Genomic DNA, 18,427 nt, shown 5'->3' on the forward strand with positions numbered 1-18,427 from the left:
CGATCGCCAACCTGGCAACATCCGGGTGCAGCATCCAATTGCCTTCAGCCGATATCCGCATTCTGCTGATCCGGCAGCATTTCACATAGTGCGAAAACACCACTCGCTCCAGAAGATAGTCACGCCGAGGCAAATGACCAATGGTCTTGCCGCAGGAACAACTATTCCCAACGCGCATGGCAGGCGCGGGCGACCAAATTAAGGCGATTGGGGTGCAATTGCCGTCGTGCCGAGGAAGTCGCGCACGGCTGTGACATCTGTTCTCGCGAGAAAATCGCTCTTCGATGCATTCACCACGACATGGCCGTTTTCAAGAAAAACGACATGGTCCGCCAAACGTATGACGTCACGCGGATCGTGGGTGACGAGCAGGACGGTGGCCGATGTTTCAGCATGGAGTTCGGCGAGAAGGTCAACCATTGCGCTTCGCAGACCAGGATCCAATGCGGCGAAGGGCTCGTCGAGGAGCAGGATCGGGCGGCTGCGGACTAGCGCCCGGGCAAAGGCTGCCCGCTGCCGCTCTCCGCCCGAGAGAGAACCCGGCAGCCGCCGCTCGTAGCCTGCAAGGCCCACGCGATCCAAAGCGGCGGAGATCACCTTGCGGTCCGCGGAGGTTAAACGCATGCCAGGATGGATGCCGAGGCCGATATTGGTGAACAGGTCGAGATGGGCAAAGAGGTTGTTGTCCTGGAAGACCAGCGAGACCGGACGCTCCGCCGGCGCCAGATCCGTCACATCACGACCGGCGATTTCGACCCGGCCGGTCTCAGGTTGCTCGAAGCCGGAGACGAGGTTGAGCAGGGTCGACTTGCCCGATCCTGATGGGCCGACGATCGCCGTGATCTTGCCGGCATCGAGACCGAAATCGAAGAAAAACTCGCTTTGGCCGAGTGTCAGCCGCACCGCATCGAGGCGGATTGCCGTCGAAGTCTCATCGCGCATCGGGGGCCTCCCGTTCACTTGCCTGACGCGTTCCAGGCGCTCCGAGGAGCGCGAGGAGGAGACACAGCATTCCGAGCAACAGGGCAAGTCCGTCAGCATCCGTGCTGCGGTAGCTTCCCATGGACGCATAGATGAGGGCGGGTAGTGTCATGATGTTTTCCGAGCCGAACAGGGCGACTGCTCCGAGATCTCCCAAGGAAAGTGCCATGGAAAAGGCGAGCGCGGTCAGAAATGGTCGTTTCAGCTCCGGCCAGTCGACGCGGCGCAGACGCTGAGCGACGGACAGGCCGAGGCTTTCAGCGAGACGACCCGTGCGCGCACGGTGCTCGCGATAGGCCGGCTCCAGCACGCGCACGGCAAACGGCAGGGCCATCAGGGCATTGATGCCGGCGACGATCAAGGGCGCGAAGCTTGCGACCTCACCGCTCGATCGGAGCGCGAGAAACCAGCCGGTGGCAAGCACGCTCGTCGGGATAAGCAGAACCAGCGATGAGAGCGAGGCAAGCGCGATCGACATGAGGCGATTGCCGACATTCCGGTTTCGCTGCGTGTCGATTTCGGTCCTTGCTGCGACCGCGCCAAAGGCAAGCAGTGTCGCCGTAATGCCTGACACGAGCGCTACGAGCAGGCTTGTCAGAGCCGCCTGCTGGAACGTCGATTGCGATATCAGCCGAGCGAGGTCTGCCTGTAGTCCCGAGACGACGACCTGGCCAAGCGGCAGGATGAGAAAGAGGCCGGCCAGCGAGAGCAGCAGCGCGTCGATCAAACGGACGAGCGGGCGTCGGCCATCGAAACGAGGGAAACGGCGCCCGCTTGTGACACCGGTGTCGGAGGCTGCGGGCAGCAGGCTGAGGCCGATGAGGATCACGCCGGTGACAGTGATCTGCAGCAGTGCCAGCGATACGGCGCGCTCCGGATTGAAGTCGAAGCGCAGAGCCTGGTAGATGGCGACCTCGATTGTCGTTGCAGCAGGCCCCCCGCCGAAGATCAGCACCAGCGTGAAGCTCGTCACGCAGAGCATGAAGATCAGCCCCGCGGCCCCCGGGATGACGCGCGCCAGGACAGGCCACTCGATGAAGCGGAAGGTGGCGATCGGCGAGAGGCCGAGGCTTGCCGACATCCGCCAGTATTCGGCCGGCACGCGCTCCAGGGCAGACAGCATCAGTCGTGTGGCAAGCGGCAGGTTGAAAAAGACATGGGCAATCAGAATTCCGGTCAGGCCGTAGACCGAGATGGGCTGCGAGAGACCGAGGCCTCCCAAGGCATCGTTGACGATGCCGTTGCGGCCGAAAATACCGATCAGACCCAGTGCGCCGATCAGAACCGGCAGACCCATGGGAACCGCCATCAGACGGATCAGCCAGATCCGTCCGGGGAAAGCCGGCTGTCGAGCAAGCGCGCTGACGACAGGCAAGGCAAGACCGACGGAGAGGAGCGTGGACAGGAAGGCCTGCCAGAGTGTGAATGACAGAACCGAACGGACGACGGGATCGCCGAAGGCCTGCAGAATGCCGACGGTCATTCTCCCGGCGAGCAGTGCGGTCAGGGCGATGCCGACGAAAGCCGCCACGGCCAGCAAAACCAAAAGGCCGCCCGCGAGAGCGGGCAGCCTCTGACGTCTCGACTGGTGAAGCGGTCGGAGCATCCGGTGTTACTTCAGCGTCATGGCCTTCAGCCACTCGTCGATCCAGGCCTGACGGTTGGCCGCAACTTCGGCCGGGTCCATCAGGAAGGTGGTCTTCGGCTGGACGAGCTTGCCGAAGGCGTCCGGCAGGGGCTCTGATGTGGCAGCGACCGGCATCATCCAGTTGTTGGTGGGGATGGTGTCCTGGAAGCCGGGCTGCAGCATGAAGGTGAGGAACTGGCGGGCGAGTTCCTTTTCCGGCGCCGTCTTCAGAAGGCCTGCGACCTCGATCTGGATATAATGCCCTTCGGAGAACTCGGCCGCCTGATAGCGGTCGGTCTCTTCGGCGACCATGTGATAGGCCGGCGAGGTGGTGTAGGAGAGGACCATCGGTGCCTCGCCCTTGGTGAACAGGCCATAGGCTTCCGACCAGCCTGGCGTGACGGTCAGGACACGATCCTTGAGCTTTGCCCAGGCTTCCGGTGCCTGGTCACCATAGACCGACTTGACCCAGAGCAGCAGGCCGAGACCCGGCGTCGAGGTGCGCGGATCCTGGATGACAATCTTTTGGGCCGGATCGCCCTCGACGAGATCCTTCAGGCTCGTCGGCGGGGTCTTGATGACCTCGGTGTCGTAGATCACGGCGAAATGGCCGTAGTCATAGGGCAGGAAGACATCGTTGCTGAAACCGCCGGGCACCTGAACATTGGCGGCATCAACGCCATGGGCTTCGAAGAGGCCGGTCTGCTTGGCTTCCTCGACGAGATTGGTGTCGAGACCGAGCACGACATCGGCCTTCGAGGTCTCGCCTTCGAGCTTGAGACGGGTCAGCAGCGCCACGCCATCGGCGACGCCGACGAAGTTGACGGTGCAGTCGCAGGTCTGTTCGAAGGCTTCCTTGACCTTTGGGCCGGGACCCCATTCGGAGACGAAGCTCTCATAGGTGTAGACGGTCAGCGTCTTGCCGGCGGCCAGTGCCGGGGAGACAAAGCCGAGGATCGCAGCGGAGACGCTGCCGATGAGCATGGAAACAGTACTGGGTCGCATCGCGCCCTCCTCCTTGGTGTCATTGCTGTCGGGATAGGGCGCCTGATGTCGTCGCGTCTAATCCCTCCGCCGGTGTTAACCGGATCAGGTTCCGCGGGTTGGCATGACGCCTCTCAGCCTTCCCGATCGCGTGAGATCGCAAGGCACCCCGTTAGAGCAAGCCTGAGATAGCGCGCAGGCGAGCTGAGCGCAAGGGTGCAGGGTGCAAGGTGTGGCGTGCGATGGGTCGCGCCGTTCACTGTCAGGAAACCGTCAATAGCCACGTGATAAGGGGAAGGCATTTATTATCTTTGCGTGATGCGAATGGCGAAGTCGCAGTCGAATGAAGGGCTCGGAATGGACGGGTTTGTCGCCGAGGTCGAAGGCAGCCTCCGGCGGCAGCTCGGAATGGCCGTCGACAGCTTCTGGCGATCATCCGTCCGCAACCGCATCTTGGCCTTCGCCTTTGCGCTCGTGGTGGTGATCCTGGCGACTGCCTATGGCACCGTGCTTCTCAACCAGTGGAACGCGCCCTTCTACAACGCATTGGAACGGCGTGACCTGCCGGCCTTTCTTCTTGAACTGCGCAACTTCGCGATGATTGCGGGCGCCCTGCTGGTGCTCAATGTCGTGCAGGCCTGGCTTAACCAGATGACCGCGCTTTCCATGCGCGAGGGCCTGTCGCGCGATGTCGTCGACCAGTGGTTGAATGGTGCGCGGGCCTATCGGCTCTCCGTGTCGAGCCCGCTCGGGGTCAACCCCGATCAACGCCTGCATGAGGATGCGCGCAAACTCGCGGAAATGACCACGTCTCTGTCTATCGGGTTGTTCAATGCGACGATCCTGCTGGTCAGCTTTATCGGGGTGCTGTGGAGTCTTTCCAGCGACTTCACCTTTCAGATCGGTGAGACCCGTTTCCAGATCCCCGGCTACATGGTCTGGGGCGCGCTTATCTACGCGCTTCTCGCATCGCTGCTCAGCCAGGTGGTCGGGCGCAGCCTTTCGAACCTGAATGCCGAACGTTATGCCCGGGAGGCCGATCTGCGTTTCTCGCTGATGCGTGCCAATGAAAACCTGGAGGCGATTGCGCTTGCGCATGGCGATGAGACCGAACGCCGCCACATTCATCAGTCGCTCGACGGGGTCCTCATCTCGATCCGTCACCTGGCTCTGGCCTTGACCAATCTCACCTGGGTGACAGGAGGCTTCGGCTGGCTTGCCATCATCGTGCCGATCCTGATCGCCTCGCCCGCCTATTTCGCCGGCACCATCACGTTCGGCGGTCTGATGATGGCGGCCGCGGCCTTCACGCAAGTCTATTCGGCGCTTCGCTGGTATGTCGACAATTTCGGGGCCATCGCCGACTGGCGGGCGGCGCTGATGCGGGTGACGGTGTTTCGCGCCGCCTTGACCAGCATGGGCGACAGACAGAACGGCGCCGGTGAAGTGGAGCTGACGCGCAGCGAGGATGGCACGCTCAGACTGGAAGACCTGGAAATCCGCACCCGTGTCACCGCAGAAGGCTCCGAAGCGGCGTTTCGTTTTCGTGAGCGCGCGGTGATCATCGCGGCGGGGGACCGCGTGATGATCAATGGCGATCAGGGCGTTAATCGCAAGCTATTGTTCCATGCCATGGCCGGGCTCTGGCCCTTCGGCAAAGGTAGGATCGCCCTTCCGGCCGAGTCGGACATCATCTTCGTGCCGCAATCGGGTTATCTGCCGGAGGGCAGGCTGCGCAGCCTGCTCGCCTATCCCGTCGCCTCGGCGCGTTTCACCGATGCAGACATGACGGGCGTGCTTCAGCTCGTGGGACTGGCCGAGTTGGCCGGCCGTCTCGACGAGCGAGCCCGGTGGGAGCGAATCCTGGACAAGGACCAGCAGATGGCGCTGTCCTTTGCCAATATCCTGCTCAGAAAGCCGCGCTGGCTGGTCTTGCATGATGTGCTGGAAGGTTTGGAGCCGGAAACCGAGAGCCGGCTCATGAACATCCTGTCGACGGAACTTGCGGGGACGACCCTGATCTACCTGGGACGTTCCATGGCTTTCGCCACTGCCACCGGTGCGCGGGCGTTGCATCTGGAGAGATCAGGAGAGACGCGGGCCTGAAGCCGAAAGCCGGAGAGCCTCAGCCCTCCAGTTCTTCACGCAGCATTTCGAGCTCCAGCCATTCCTCTTCCATGCGCGTGATGTCGGTACGCAGCTTTTCCATTTCGGCGGCGAGCTTGTTGAACGTCGCCGGGTCCTTGGTGAAGAGGTTGGGATCGGCCATCCTGGCTTCGCGCGCGGTGATCTCCTTCTCGGCCTTTTCCATTTCCTTCGGCAGATTTTCGAGCGCGAATTTCTGCTTGAAGGAAAGCTTGCCCTTGCCCTTCGATCCGCCATCGGCGGACTTGCCGCCCGAGGCTTCCTGCGCCTTGGCTTTTTCGGCCTTTTCAACGCGTTTGCGTTCGTCCTCGACGCCCTTGCGCTGGGCGAGCATGTCGGAATAGCCGCCTGCATATTCGATCCAGCGACCGTCGGGCGCGTCGGGGTTGGCCGGTGCGATGGTCGAGGTCACGGTGCGGTCGAGGAAGTCACGGTCATGGCTGACGAGGATGACCGTACCGGTATAGCCGGCGACAATTTCCTGAAGCAGGTCGAGTGTCTCGATGTCGAGATCGTTGGTCGGTTCGTCGAGGATCAGGAGGTTCGAGGGCTTTGCCATGATCCGCGCCAGCATCAGGCGTGCGCGTTCGCCGCCCGAGAGGTTGCGGATCGGGGTGCGGGCCTGTTCCGGCTGGAACAGAAAGTCCTTCATGTAGCCGGTGACATGCTTCTGCTCGCCATTGACCAGAAGGTTGTCACCCCGGCCGTCGGTCAGGTAGTGGGCGAGCGTATCGTCGGGATTGAGATCCTCGCGCTTCTGGTCGAGTACGGCGATCTCCAGATTGGTGCCGAGCTTCACCAGGCCTTCGTCCGGTTCCAGCTGACCCGTCAGCATCTTCAGAAGCGTCGTCTTGCCCGCGCCGTTCGGGCCGATCAGACCGATGCAATCGCCGCGATGGACACGGATCGAGAAGGGCGCAACGATGGCGCGATCACCATAGGTCTTGATGATCTTGTCGGCCTCAATGACGAGCTTGCCGCTTTCCTTGCCTTCGGTCGCCGATGCCTGGATCGTACCCTGCGGGCCCTTGTGGCCCCGGTAGTTGGCGCGCAGCGCCTGAAGATTGCCGAGACGGCGCATGTTGCGCTTGCGGCGCGCGGTGACACCATAGCGCAGCCAGTGTTCTTCGCGTTCGATCTGGCGACCCAGCTTGTGCTGTTCGATCTCTTCCTCTTCGAGCACCTGGTCACGCCATTCCTCGAAATGGGCGAAGCCCCGGTTCAACCGGCGCGACTGGCCGCGATCGAGCCAGACGGTGGCGGTCGAGATCTTTTCGAGGAAACGACGGTCGTGTGAAATCAGGACAAGCGCGCTGCGGCTCTTTGACAATTCGCCTTCCAGCCATTCGATGGTCGGCAGGTCGAGATGGTTGGTCGGCTCGTCGAGCATCAGGATGTCTGGCTCGGGCGCGAGCACGCGGGCAAGGGCCGCGCGGCGGGCTTCCCCACCAGAGAGACGGGTCGGATCTTCCTGGCCGGTCAGGCCGAGATGTTCGAGCAGGTAGGTGACGCGATAGGGATCGTCGCCCGGTCCCAATCCCGCCTCGGCATAGGCCTGGACCGTTGCATAACCCGCAAAATCAGGCGCCTGCTCCAGGTAGCGGATGGTCGAGGACGGATGGCGGAAAACTTCGCCGGACTGTGCTTCGACGAGGCCGGCGGCAATCTTCATCAGCGTTGATTTGCCAGAACCGTTGCGGCCGACCAGGCAGATGCGGTCGCCAGGCTCCACCTGCAGGCCGGCACCGGCAAGCAAAGGCGTTCCGCCGAAGGAGAGTTGGATATCGTCAAGTTTCAGAATGGGAGGCGCCAAGGCTTCAGGCTCCGGAAAGATCGTAGGGGCGGGCAAGCAGGATCGCCCGGCCGCGGGACAGTGAGACCGAGATCGGTCCTTCGGCGATGTTGGATATCGTGCGCGATGAGCCGAAGGGCAAACTGAAGTCCTGCAAAGGATAGCGTGCGTTGCGGATCGTCAGTCCTTCGAGCGTGGTGAAGCCGAGCACCGAGAAAAGCGCGCCTTTGGGCATTTCGAGAGCCAGTTCACTGTCCTCGGCGAAGGGATATGCCTCTTCCTCGCCAGAGGTCAGGACCACCTCGTAACCGTCTTCGACCAGGCCGAGGGCGTTCAGATAGTGTTGCAGCGCGTGATCGGACCGTTCGCCGCCGAGTGCGCCGACGAAGATCAGCCGGCTGGCGCCCCGCGCGATCGCTTCCGCGACTGCGATCTCCCCGTCAGTGACGGCCTTTGCCGCCGGATAGCTGCGGCGTTCCACGGTCGGAAAACGGGCGATCAATTCGCTGTCGCTGCTGTCGAAGTCTCCGACCCAGAGCTCTGGAGTGACGCCCAGGTTCACTGCATGGCGCATGCCGCCATCGGCCGCGATCACGCGGCTTCCTTCGGTCAGCGCCCGCAGGCGGTCGGTAACGGCGAGGCTTCCGCCGAGAAGAAGGGTGAAAGAGGTCGAGGTCATGCGCCAGCCCTTAGCGCATCTTCGCCAAAAAGGGAAAGGCGAATGCGTCGCAGACTGTGCTTGGCTGCTTGTCGAACGGCTCCCCGGACCAGCCGTTTCAGGCACGGTCCGGGTCGAGCGATTTCAGCGCTTCTTGGGAGAAGCGGCCTCTGCACTCTTGATCTGCGTGGTGAAGGTCGAAACCGGGGTCGCCGCCGGCTTGGACTTGTCCTGCTTCGGCTTTCTTACTTCGCGGTTCGAACGCTGTTGGCCTTTAGCCATGATGTGCTTTCCTTTTTCGGGGTGTTTGCAGGAGCCGTCGTCCGGGCGGATGCCTTGCTGCGGCTGGGATCAATATCCGTTTCTGCGATGCAGCGATCAAAGCTCTCGCTCTCGAAGCGGACGCGGTACTGGCGGCTTCCCCCGGTCTCGGGAAGGGTCGCGAGCACCTTGCAGGAGCCATTGCTGCGGGCGAGGCGGACGGGGCCATCTTTCAGCGTCACTGTGTCGCCGATGGAATACAGGTGTCTGGTCATGGGGATCTCCTGCAGCTGGGAGGCTGCGGTCGGGACAGACATCCTTGTGACTTGCGGGTCGGACAAAACGTCCCGCCGGTCTAAAGGAGCCTGCCGTTATACGAGGCATTGCGGCCGGACCAATTGGTCCAGACTGCGAATATGGGGTCGAGGAGAAGGTCGGTGATGTCCGGAGCCCGAAATTCCGTCCTTGCGGATGGGGCACTTGCAGACGGACACGCATCAGCGTTCATGGAATACAGCCTGTCAGATTGCCGGGAAAATACAAGCTATTTCTGGTAAACGGGCTAAAGCCGCACCTGTGCTTGCACCCGGTCAGATGCGTCATTACTTTGCCGCCGAAGATGAACGAGGCTCAGATACGATGCAGTTTCAGGGTACCGCAGACTATGTGGCAGACAAGGATCTGATGATTGCGGTCAATGCCGCGATCCGGCTGGAGCGGCCTTTGCTCGTCAAGGGAGAACCGGGAACCGGCAAGACCGAGCTTGCCCGACAGGTGGCTGCGGCGCTCGAGCTCGATATCCTGGAGTGGAACGTCAAATCGACCACCAAGGCGCAGCAGGGGCTCTATGAGTATGATGCCGTCTCGCGCCTGCGTGACAGCCAGCTCGGCGATGAGCGCGTCAATGACGTGAAGAACTATATCCGCAAGGGCAAGCTCTGGCAAGCTTTTGCCACGGACACAAAATGCGTGCTGTTGATCGACGAGATCGACAAGGCGGATATCGAGTTTCCCAACGATCTGCTGCAGGAACTCGACCGGATGGAGTTCCACGTCTACGAGACCGGGGAGACGGTCAGCGCAAAGATCCGACCGATCGTCATCATCACCTCGAACAACGAGAAGGAACTGCCGGACGCCTTCCTGCGGCGCTGCTTCTTCCACTACATCCGCTTCCCCGAGGCAGATACGCTGGAGCGGATCGTCGAGGTTCACTATCCCGGGATCAAGAAGACGTTGTTGCGCAACGCGCTGACCCAGTTTTACGAGATCCGCGAGACCCCTGGGCTGAAGAAGAAGCCGTCTACCTCGGAGGCGCTCGACTGGATCCGGTTGCTCGTCGCCGAGGACGTCGACCCAGCCGATCTGCGCGGTGAGGCGAAGAATGCCCTGCCGAAGCTGCATGGCGCGCTTCTGAAGAACGAGCAGGATGTGCATCTGTTCGAGCGCCTCGCCTTCATGGCCCGCCGGGATCGCTGAGTTCGCGGCTGCGCGGAGACGCTGAGAGCCGCGGTAGTGTAAATTCGCACAAACGAAAAAAGCCCCGCAAGCGGGGCTTTCTGGAAGAGTGGGTGGCGGTTTACTCGGCAGCGTCTGCGGAATCCGCGTTGAGCTGGCCGTATTTTTCTTCGCCGATCTTGGAGAGAAGCTCGAGTTGGGTCTCGAGGAAATCGATATGGCCTTCCTCGTCGATCAACAGCTGTTCGAAGATCTTCATCGAGACATAGTCGCCTGCCTGATAACAGATGTCGCGCGAGGCCTTGTAGGAGGTGCGGGCGTCGTATTCGCCTGCGAGGTCAGCTTCGAGCACTTCCTTGACATTCTGGCCGATGCGCAGCGGTGCAACCGTCTGGAGGTTGGGGTGACCTTCGAGGAAGATGATCCGATCGATGATCTTGTCGGCGTGCTGCATTTCCTCGATCGACTCGGCCCGCTCCTTCTTGGCGAGCTTCGTGTAGCCCCAATCGTTCAGCAGGCGGTAGTGCAGCCAGTACTGATTGACCGCACCGAGCTCGAGGAACAGCGCTTCGTTGAGCCGTTCAATGACCTTCGGATCACCCTTCATGATGTTCGTCCCTTGTATGAATTGAATGACGCAACTCTAGCGCCAGCGCTGTCGCCTGTCGAGCCTTTTTTAGAAGTATTCTAATTCTTGGCGGTGACGCGCAGGTTTCAGCGACCGGATCGACAGGGCAGATTCCCATCTGCATGGTGTCTGAGAACTGGGGCGTGACGGGTAGGGAAATGGTTCTGGCGGCCTAGGTGGGCAGCCGATGCCGATGCAGGCGTCTCAGCCGGCAGCGTGTCGGGCCGTCAGTGTTGCCTGGCGCCGTTCGGCCAGCGCTGCCTTCTGCTCCTCGTGGAACTGCTTGAGGCGTTCCATGAAGTTGATGACCTTGGTTTCTTCGGTCTGACGAAGGGCGTGATATTCTTCGGTGGTGCGAATGATCAGGTCGACGACATTCGGAAAACAGCCGCAGCAGCGGCCACGCTTGTTCATGGCGTGGTAAACCTTGCCCGGAACAATCAACTGCCAACAGTCTTCGTCCAGCATCTCGTTGATGACTGACTTGATGTCTTTGTCGGTGATGTAATTGCAGCTGCAGACCAGCATGGACGGGGCACTCGTCAAACATGACATTCACTGTCGCCTTTGTCGTAAACCAGATGGCCTTTGTCAAGAAAAATCGCGGATAGGGCATCAGATGTGATCGCTCCTCGAGGTGTCGTACCGTCAATGGAAGTTGCGTCCTTTCGGCATCAGGTCCGCCATGGCGCTGCGGCGAGGATGGCCGGGCGGAGGGGCGGCCGGCGGAGGGAGACGCGGAACCTTTTCCCGTTTCGCCTGTCGCTGATCGACGCCCGGGCGACGAACTTCATCCGCATGGGCGAGCGTGTCGAAGGTCTTTAGCTCTTCGAGCAGCAGACCGAGCCTGGAGCTTGCATCGACCAGATGGTCTGCGACCACATGGATGACGCCATGCGCCTTCTGCAGGCGTCCGCGCAGGGCGACCAGGCGCGCGCCCATGACGATCGGCCGGTAACGTTCGAACACCTTCGGCCAGACAATGACATTGGCTGTGCCCGTCTCGTCCTCCAGCGTCATGAAGATGACACCCTTTGCCGAACCGGGTCGTTGGCGGACCAGGACTAAGCCTGCAATCTCAACCTTGGCGCCATGGGAAAGACCTTCGAGATCGGTTGCCGATTTGAGGCCGGCCCGCTGCATGGCCTGACGAAGGAATGAAACGGGATGGGCCTTCAGGGAGAAGGTCAGGCTGCGGTAATCACTCAAGACCTCTTCGCCCGGCAACATGCGGGGGAGGATCATTTCCGCCTCGTGCTGCAGATTTTCCTGTGGGGCTGCCTCGAAGAGCGGCAGGACTTCGACGGCCGCCTCTCCATCCAGGGCCTGAGCCGCCCAGAGGGCCTCGCGACGCGACAAGCCAAGAGAGGAAAAGCAGTCGGCATCGGCGAGTTTCTCGATGACGGGGCGGGCAAGTCGTGTGCGCAGCCATAAGTCGCGAACGGAATCATAACCGGCACCCCGTCTTGCAACGAGGATATCCATGGCCTCCTTCGGTATGCCCTTGATCTGGCGAAATCCGATGCGAACTGCCTTATTCGACCTGATGACGCCGGCCATGGACCGGTGACGGCTGGCGATCCGGGTTGGATCGAAGCCGCCCGCCTCTTCCCCTTCGAGCAGGCAGTCCCAGGTCGAGTGGTTGATGTCGACCGGGCGGATATCGACGCCGTGATCACGGGCATCGCGCACGAGCTGGGCGGGGGCGTAAAAGCCCATGGGCTGTGAATTCAGGATCGCGGCACAGAAGACATCCGGATAGAAGGCCTTGAACCAGCAGGAGACATAGACGAGCAGGGCGAAGGAGGCGGCATGGCTTTCGGGGAAGCCGTATTCGCCGAAGCCTTCGATCTGGCTGAAGCAGCGGGCGGCGAACTCAGGATCGTAGCCATTGGTCACCATTCCCTCGATCATGCGTTTCTGGAAGCTGGAGACCTGGCCGGTGCGGCGAAAGGTGGCCATGGCACGGCGCAGCTTGTCGGCTTCTCCCGGGGTGAAGCCGGCAGCGGTAATGGCGATCTGCATCGCCTGTTCCTGGAAAAGGGGCACACCCAGCGTGCGCTCCAGCACGGTGCGCAGTTCATCGCTCGGATAGTCGATCGGCCGGCCGGCCAGCAGGTCTTCGCGCCGCTTCAGGTAAGGATGGACCATGTTGCCCTGGATAGGGCCTGGCCGGACGATCGCCACCTCGATGACCAGATCATAGAACTTGCGCGGCTTCAGCCGCGGCAGCATGCTCATCTGGGCGCGGCTTTCGATCTGGAAGACGCCGATCGTGTCGGCGCGGCAGATCATGTCATAGACTTCAGGGCGCTGGTCTTCGTTAATCGAGGCGAGTGTCTCCTCGACGCCATAATGGGCGGACAGCAGCTTGAAGGCCTTGGCGAGGCAGGTGAGCATGCCAAGCGCCAGGACATCGATCTTCAGGATCTTCAACGTGTCGAGATCGTCCTTGTCCCATTCAACCATGTAGCGTCCGTCAGCCGTGTTCATGATCGGAACGACCTCGTCGAGGCGGTCGCGGGTGATGACAAAGCCGCCGACATGCTGGGAGAGATGGCGGGGAAAGCCCTGCAAGGCCTGGGCGTAATCAAGCACGCGCCGGGTCGTGGCATCCTTGAGGTCGAGGCCGGCAGCCTTTGCCTGCTCCTCGGTGAAATCGCTGGTCCACCAGCCCCAGATCGAACCGGCAAGGGCGGACTGCACATCCTCGGACATGCCGAAGGCCTTTGCCACTTCGCGGCCTGCGGACCGGGCGCGATAGCTGATGACGGCCGCTGTCAGGGCGGCATGCTGTCGACCATAGGTTTCGTAGATGAAGCGGATCACATCCTCCCGCTTCTCATGCTCGAAATCGACATCGATATCCGGCGGCTCGTCGCGTTCCGTCGAGATGAAGCGGTCGAACAGCAGCGTCGTCTTCTGCGGGTCGACTTCCGTGATGCCGAGGCAGAAACAGACGGCAGAATTGGCGGCCGAGCCCCGGCCCTGGCAGAGAATGCCTGCCTCCCTGGCGTGGCAGACGATCCGGTAGACGGTCAGGAAGTAGGGTTCGTAGCGCTTCTCCGCGATGAGCTTCAGTTCGTAGTCGAGGAGACCGAGGACCTTTTGTGGAATGCCCTCCGGATAGCGGTTGCGCGCGCCTTCATAGGTCAGCCGCCGGAGGGCCAGAGGCGGGGGTTCTCCGTCGAAGATCTCATCGGGGTACTGGTGCGACAATTCATCGAGAGAAAAATGAAGCCGGCTAAAGAAGTTGATATTGTTGTCCAGGGCCTCCGGCCAGGCCCTCAGCAGCCGGGCCATTTCCTCTGGGCTTTTCAGGTGTCGTTCGGCATGGGCGTGCAGGCGGAGCCCGGCTTCGGCAATCGTCACATGCTCGCGGATTGCGACGACCACATCGGCAACCGGCTTGCGCTCGGGGCCGTGGTAAAGGGCGTCGTTGGTGGCGATCAGGGGAAGACCGAGCCGTTTCGAAATCCCACTCAGCTCCGCGAAATTCCTCTGGTCGGCACCATCATGACGGGGAACGAGGGCGAGATACAGACGACCCGCCAGGCGAGGGCGGAGAGAGGCGAGCCGGGTTTCGAAGGTTTCGACATCGGCATGGCTCGACAACGGAGGTGGCATGGCGATGAACAGAAGATCCTCGCACCATGCCAGAAGATCCTTTTCCCATAGCGTGCAAACCCCCTTTTTCGAGCGCAGATTTCCCTCGCTCAGCAAACGGCAGAGATTGCCCCATCCCTTGCGGTTCAAGGGATAGGCGAGAAGTTCAGGCGTTTCGTCGTCGAAGACGAGGCGGGCGCCGGGGCGGAATTCGAGACCATTCAATTTTGCAGCGGCATGCAGACGGACAACACCGGCGACCGTGTTGCGATCGGCGAGGCCAAGGCCCGAAAGACCCAGAAACAGCGCTCGTTCCACCAGTTCCTCGGCATGGGATGCGCCGTCGAGGAAGGAGAAATTGCTGCGCAATCCGATTTCGTAAAACCTCTGCATCGTCACGGGTTCTGCCTCACGCGAAGAAGCCCTGAAGGAACCAGCTCGGCGTTACGGTCCGCCGCTCATAAAGACCCTCGCGATACAGCCAGAAGCGCTGGCCGTCGGTATCCTCGATGCGGAAATAATCGCGTGGCGGAGCATCCTCGCCATCGGACCACCATTCCGGCGCCAGGCGCTCCGGGCCTTCGGCCCTGAGGATGCGCCGTTGCACACGGCGCCAGCGAAAGCTGGCCGGTGGACCATCCGGGACCACGGACATGACCTCGACCTCTTCAGGTCGATGGAGGAGGCGCAAGGGACGCAGGGCACGCGCCGATCTCGCCGCCGCCTGGGATCGAGGCAAAGAAAGATCAGCCGCCTTGAGCGCATCGGCGGCCGGGGCATGTACCGATGCTCTCTCCGGCCAGTGGCTGGCCAGCGGCACGGGCAGGCGAAGCGCCCGTTCTCCCAGGCGGGCGGCCACCTGATCGAGGAAGCGTGTCAGATCTTCGCTGCCGTCCTCCTCATCGGCAAGAGCGGACTGGCGGACTTCAAAGGCCTCGCTCAGGAGGACATTGAGGCGCACGAGCTCGAAGCCGAAACCGGCATCGAGTTCGTCATGGATGACGGAAAGGCGTTCCTCGAACAGGGCCCGGATGCGGCCCGGATCACGCAAGGGGGCGGAGGCCCCGACCTCGATCCGAAAGACCTTGCCATCGACCCGGAAGACCAGAAGTTCGAACAGCCGGCCCCCTTCGCCACGGGCTTCAAGCGAGGTTTTCAAGCCCGCAGCCAGGCGGCCCGCGAGATCGAGGACCTGATCTTCGGTCATGATCGGTTCTGCGAGACGCCTTTCGGCCGACAAAAGCGGCAGATGGCGTCGCGGCGAAATGGGCTCTCCCTCGCGTCCGAGCGCCTGATCGAGACGCAGAATCGGACCCGCACCGAAGCGGCGGGTGATCGGTGCGCGCGGGGCGGCGAGAAGATCCCCTGTTGTCTTCAAGCCGACCCGGGCGAGATTCATGACGATCTGCGGTTCGAGCCGGAGAGCCGCGATCGGCAGGGGAGCGAGTGCGGCTGCAGCCTCGCATGGTGCGACGCGCCTGGGGCCGTCAAAACGGCTGCAGGCACGGGCGAGGCCAGGGGTCGGGCCGACCGCGATCTTGACCGCAAGGCCGAAGGCGGTCATGCGGCGATCAACGTCCTCGATCAGCCTTTCCTCGCCGCCGAAGAGATGGGCGCAGCCGGTGATATCCAGCATCAGTCCGTCATCGCCGTCGAGCGCCACCAGCGGCGTGTAGCGGTCACACCAGTCGGCGATGGCATCAAGAAGAGCGCGGTCTGCGGCCGGATCCGCTTCGATCACGTCGAGGTCCGCACAGATGGCGCGGGCTTCGGCTAGTCCTTGCCCGATCCGCAGCCCAAAGGCTTCCGCCATCTCATCCAGTGCGGTGATCCGCATGGCATTGGCGGAACGGCCGGCGCAGGCCAGTGGTGCCCGATCAGGATGCGCGGTCGAGCCGGGGTGCAAACGCCACGAGAGACCCCAGCGCCGCCGGGCGATGCGGTCGGTCGGGAGCCTTGGGAAAAAGAGCGACAGAATGCGGCGATCCGAGGCTTGCGGGTTCTGACTGTTCGAAAAGTTGAAGGCGGCGGTCATCGGAATTCCACTCCAGAATGAGTTCGGGCGAGCCCGGAATGCGGGATTTCTCAGGGATGATGCGAAAGACTGGTGACCCGATGCTGCCGCCCAGCAGGGACCCGTCGGCGAGAGATCGCGCCGCCGCCGGCGCGGGTTCGACAAACAGGCGAAGAAGGGCGCTTGACGCCTCTTCTTCGCCCGCCTGGCGGAGGATCAATAGCCTGCCACCGGTGGCGCGCGCCTTGAGGCTCAAGCGCCGGCTCTCGGTGAGGCCGAATTTCTTCGGATTGCCCTGTACTTCCAGGAGCACGGTGGAAAAGGCCCGGGAGGCAAGGGCTGCCTCGGCCAGCCAGAGCGCGTCCTCGACCCTGCGAGGCAGGGCATGCACCAAGGCGGTCGACGACAGGCCGAAATCGAGGAGGCCAGGGCCATAGGCGAGACCCGCTTCCCGGACGACCTGGGGATCGGCGATGAAGAGGAGGCGCTGCCTCTGCCTCTGGTTTTTCTCCGCCGCCATCAGAGCAAGCGCCACTCCGAAACCGGTCACGGTTCCCGCCTGTTGCAGCCTCTGTCCCCTCACTTCGATCAACGTTCCCAGGGCGAGGCTGTCACCCACAATGCTGCCGAAGAGATCCTGGTGTTCGAGCCTTTCATTCACAGCCCTCTGTTTCGTTTCCGGGCCCGTAGTCTGGACCGTCAGACGCGCGGCATGGTCGGGCTTTCCCTCGATCCGGGCAATCGCCTCTCGCAAGGCAAAAAGCGTCTCGCGCGCCTGAGGGCTCTCGCCCATGACGATGTCTCCTGATGAATTGTTCTCTATTTGTTCCTATGGATTCCAGAGCTTCATAAAAGAGTCAACCGGATTCAGATGAGAATTTATTCCTTGGTTGAATTCACTCTCGAAATACCGTCGCAAACATCCTATATCTCCGGGCAGTAAGGAGTATTCATGGCCCGCATAGACCAGAGCGAGGATTGGCGCGAACGACACGCCCCGACGATCAGCACATTCGAGTCGCTGGCGATCGAGGCTTATGGGCACCTGCCGCAGGAGTTCCGCGACCTGAGCCGCGATCTCATTATCGAGATCGCCGATTTTCCGACCGATGAAGTGTTCGAGGATATGGCGCTCGAGACGCCCTTCGACCTGCTCGGCCTTTTCGAAGGACGCGGGATTTCCGAGCGTTTTTCGATGGAAACCGGCATGATGCCGAACCGCATCATCCTCTATCGCCGCCCCATCCTCGACTACTGGGCCGAAAACGAGGAAACGCTGGGCGATATCATCACCCATGTGCTGATCCATGAGATCGGCCATCATTTCGGCCTTTCCGATGACGACATGGAGCGGATCGAGGAAAGCGCCGAAGAGGCCGCCGCTGCTGAGCGGTAAAGCCAGGTTTTTGCTTTTGTGACGGAATGAGCGCCTGGACGGCCCGGCAAGAAACGGGTGGGCCGGGCACATTCCGATTGCCTATGACCGACCTCCATTCAAGGAGGTACTCATCATGCAAACACTTCACGGCCAAGTCGCGATCATCACCGGCGCCTCATCGGGTATCGGGCTGGCGACAGCACGTCTTTTCGCTGAACATGGGGCTGCTCTCGTCCTCAATGCACGGGGTGCCGATGCGCTCGAAAGCGCCGCCGCCGAGATCCGGCAGGCTGGCGGGACGGTTGTTGCCGTGGTCGGTGACGTCGCTCTTCCAGAAACGCATGCACGGCTCGTGGATACGGCCCTGCAGCGTTTTGGCCGGCTCGATATCGCCATCAACAATGCCGGTACCGTTGGACGGATTGCGCCTCTCGCTTCTCTCGAGCCCAATGACTGGCATGATGTGCTCACGGGCAATCTGACCTCGGCCTTCCTCGCGGCCCGCGCCCAGATCCCAGCCATGCAGGCGCGTGGAGGGGGTGCGTTGGTGTTTGTCTCCAGCTTCGTTGGCACAAGCGTCGGTCTGCCTGGAATGTCTGCCTATGGTGCGGCCAAGGCGGGGCTGATGGGGCTCGTCAAAGGGATTACGGCCGATTATGCCGCCGAAGGCATCCGAGCCAACGCCTTGCTGCCTGGTGGAACGGATACGGCCATGGCTGGCGATCAGGCTCAAAAGGATTGGGCTGCTTCGCTGCATGCGCTGAAGCGGATCGCACGGCCGGAGGAAATCGCAGCTGCAGCTCTTTTCCTTGCTGGTCCCATGGGCAGTTTCGTTGCGGGGTCTGCCCTTTACGCCGATGGCGGCAATGCCGCCGTCAAATAAGCGGTCAGTGCC

The 18,427-nt window shown here is 61.8% G+C and carries 16 protein-coding genes and 1 riboswitch; of the genes, 4 read left to right on the forward strand and 12 right to left on the reverse strand.

Features of this window, described 5'->3' with window-relative positions; all coding sequences use genetic code 11:
- Positions 1–198 precede the first annotated feature (198 nt).
- From thiQ to thiB, 3 genes are read right to left on the reverse strand one after another with little or no spacing between them, the layout of a single operon-like run.
- Positions 199–942, reverse strand: coding sequence for a thiamine ABC transporter ATP-binding protein (gene thiQ / locus SJY08_RS19595; protein ID WP_377277716.1), 744 nt, complete (start codon positions 940–942; stop codon positions 199–201).
- Positions 932–2,587 (reverse strand): thiamine/thiamine pyrophosphate ABC transporter permease ThiP, encoded by a 1,656-nt coding sequence (locus tag SJY08_RS19600; RefSeq protein WP_377277718.1) that lies wholly within the window; start codon positions 2,585–2,587, stop codon positions 932–934. Before SJY08_RS19600 ends, thiQ begins: the two co-directional genes overlap by 11 nt.
- A 6-nt stretch (positions 2,588–2,593) precedes the next feature.
- Positions 2,594–3,592: a thiamine ABC transporter substrate binding subunit gene (thiB, locus tag SJY08_RS19605; RefSeq protein WP_377278685.1), complete on the reverse strand. Its 999-nt coding sequence runs from the start codon at positions 3,590–3,592 to the stop codon at positions 2,594–2,596.
- A 65-nt stretch (positions 3,593–3,657) separates the two neighbouring features.
- Positions 3,658–3,774, reverse strand: a riboswitch (TPP riboswitch).
- Positions 3,775–3,949: 175 nt separating this feature from the next.
- Between thiB and SJY08_RS19610 the strand changes: the two genes are divergently transcribed.
- Positions 3,950–5,698 (forward strand): ABC transporter ATP-binding protein/permease, encoded by a 1,749-nt coding sequence (locus SJY08_RS19610; protein ID WP_377277720.1) that lies wholly within the window; start codon positions 3,950–3,952, stop codon positions 5,696–5,698.
- A gap of 19 nt (positions 5,699–5,717) precedes the next feature.
- Here SJY08_RS19610 and SJY08_RS19615 read toward each other — a convergent pair whose 3' ends face one another.
- From SJY08_RS19615 to SJY08_RS19630, 4 genes are all read right to left on the reverse strand, one after another.
- Positions 5,718–7,550 (reverse strand): ABC-F family ATP-binding cassette domain-containing protein, encoded by a 1,833-nt coding sequence (locus SJY08_RS19615; RefSeq protein ID WP_069042793.1) that lies wholly within the window; start codon positions 7,548–7,550, stop codon positions 5,718–5,720.
- 4 nt (positions 7,551–7,554) lie between these two features.
- Positions 7,555–8,208 (reverse strand): thiamine diphosphokinase, encoded by a 654-nt coding sequence (locus tag SJY08_RS19620; protein WP_069042794.1) that lies wholly within the window; start codon positions 8,206–8,208, stop codon positions 7,555–7,557.
- 123 nt (positions 8,209–8,331) lie between these two features.
- Positions 8,332–8,469: a hypothetical protein gene (locus SJY08_RS19625; protein WP_171901578.1), complete on the reverse strand. Its 138-nt coding sequence runs from the start codon at positions 8,467–8,469 to the stop codon at positions 8,332–8,334.
- Positions 8,433–8,723, reverse strand: a complete 291-nt coding sequence (locus SJY08_RS19630) for a hypothetical protein (RefSeq protein WP_054150233.1) — start codon at positions 8,721–8,723, stop codon at positions 8,433–8,435. The genes SJY08_RS19625 and SJY08_RS19630 overlap by 37 nt, the downstream gene beginning before the upstream one ends.
- Before the next feature lie 364 nt (positions 8,724–9,087).
- On the opposite strand from SJY08_RS19630, the gene SJY08_RS19635 reads away from it, so the two are divergent.
- Positions 9,088–9,927 carry an AAA family ATPase gene (locus SJY08_RS19635; RefSeq protein WP_377277724.1) on the forward strand — a complete coding sequence of 280 codons (840 nt, stop codon included), beginning with the start codon at positions 9,088–9,090 and terminating at the stop codon, positions 9,925–9,927.
- A gap of 100 nt (positions 9,928–10,027) precedes the next feature.
- Here the strand turns inward: SJY08_RS19635 and bfr are convergent, their stop codons facing one another.
- The 5 genes from bfr to SJY08_RS19660 all read right to left on the reverse strand — a co-directional run bounded on the left by bfr (position 10,028) and on the right by SJY08_RS19660 (position 16,947).
- Positions 10,028–10,513: a bacterioferritin gene (bfr, locus tag SJY08_RS19640; RefSeq protein ID WP_054150235.1), complete on the reverse strand. Its 486-nt coding sequence runs from the start codon at positions 10,511–10,513 to the stop codon at positions 10,028–10,030.
- A 225-nt stretch (positions 10,514–10,738) separates the two neighbouring features.
- Positions 10,739–11,062: a (2Fe-2S)-binding protein gene (locus tag SJY08_RS19645; protein WP_054150236.1), complete on the reverse strand. Its 324-nt coding sequence runs from the start codon at positions 11,060–11,062 to the stop codon at positions 10,739–10,741.
- A 120-nt stretch (positions 11,063–11,182) separates the two neighbouring features.
- Positions 11,183–14,533: an error-prone DNA polymerase gene (locus tag SJY08_RS19650; protein WP_377277727.1), complete on the reverse strand. Its 3,351-nt coding sequence runs from the start codon at positions 14,531–14,533 to the stop codon at positions 11,183–11,185.
- Positions 14,534–14,549: 16 nt separating this feature from the next.
- The gene (locus tag SJY08_RS19655; RefSeq protein WP_377278687.1) at positions 14,550–16,118 is read right to left on the reverse strand and encodes a Y-family DNA polymerase; all 1,569 of its coding nucleotides are present in this window, start codon (positions 16,116–16,118) and stop codon (positions 14,550–14,552) included.
- Positions 16,018–16,947: a hypothetical protein gene (locus tag SJY08_RS19660; protein ID WP_246727440.1), complete on the reverse strand. Its 930-nt coding sequence runs from the start codon at positions 16,945–16,947 to the stop codon at positions 16,018–16,020. Before SJY08_RS19660 ends, SJY08_RS19655 begins: the two co-directional genes overlap by 101 nt.
- Before the next feature lie 159 nt (positions 16,948–17,106).
- Between SJY08_RS19660 and SJY08_RS19665 the strand changes: the two genes are divergently transcribed.
- Both SJY08_RS19665 and SJY08_RS19670 read left to right on the forward strand, forming a co-directional pair.
- On the forward strand, positions 17,107–17,550 hold the full coding sequence (locus SJY08_RS19665; protein WP_054150240.1) for a metallopeptidase family protein: 444 nt from the start codon (positions 17,107–17,109) through the stop codon (positions 17,548–17,550).
- Positions 17,551–17,665: 115 nt separating this feature from the next.
- Positions 17,666–18,415: an SDR family oxidoreductase gene (locus tag SJY08_RS19670; protein WP_377277730.1), complete on the forward strand. Its 750-nt coding sequence runs from the start codon at positions 17,666–17,668 to the stop codon at positions 18,413–18,415.
- Positions 18,416–18,427: the final 12 nt, after the last annotated feature.

This window comes from Rhizobium sp. R86522, from assembly GCF_042466255.1.
Lineage (GTDB): Bacteria > Pseudomonadota > Alphaproteobacteria > Rhizobiales > Rhizobiaceae > Allorhizobium.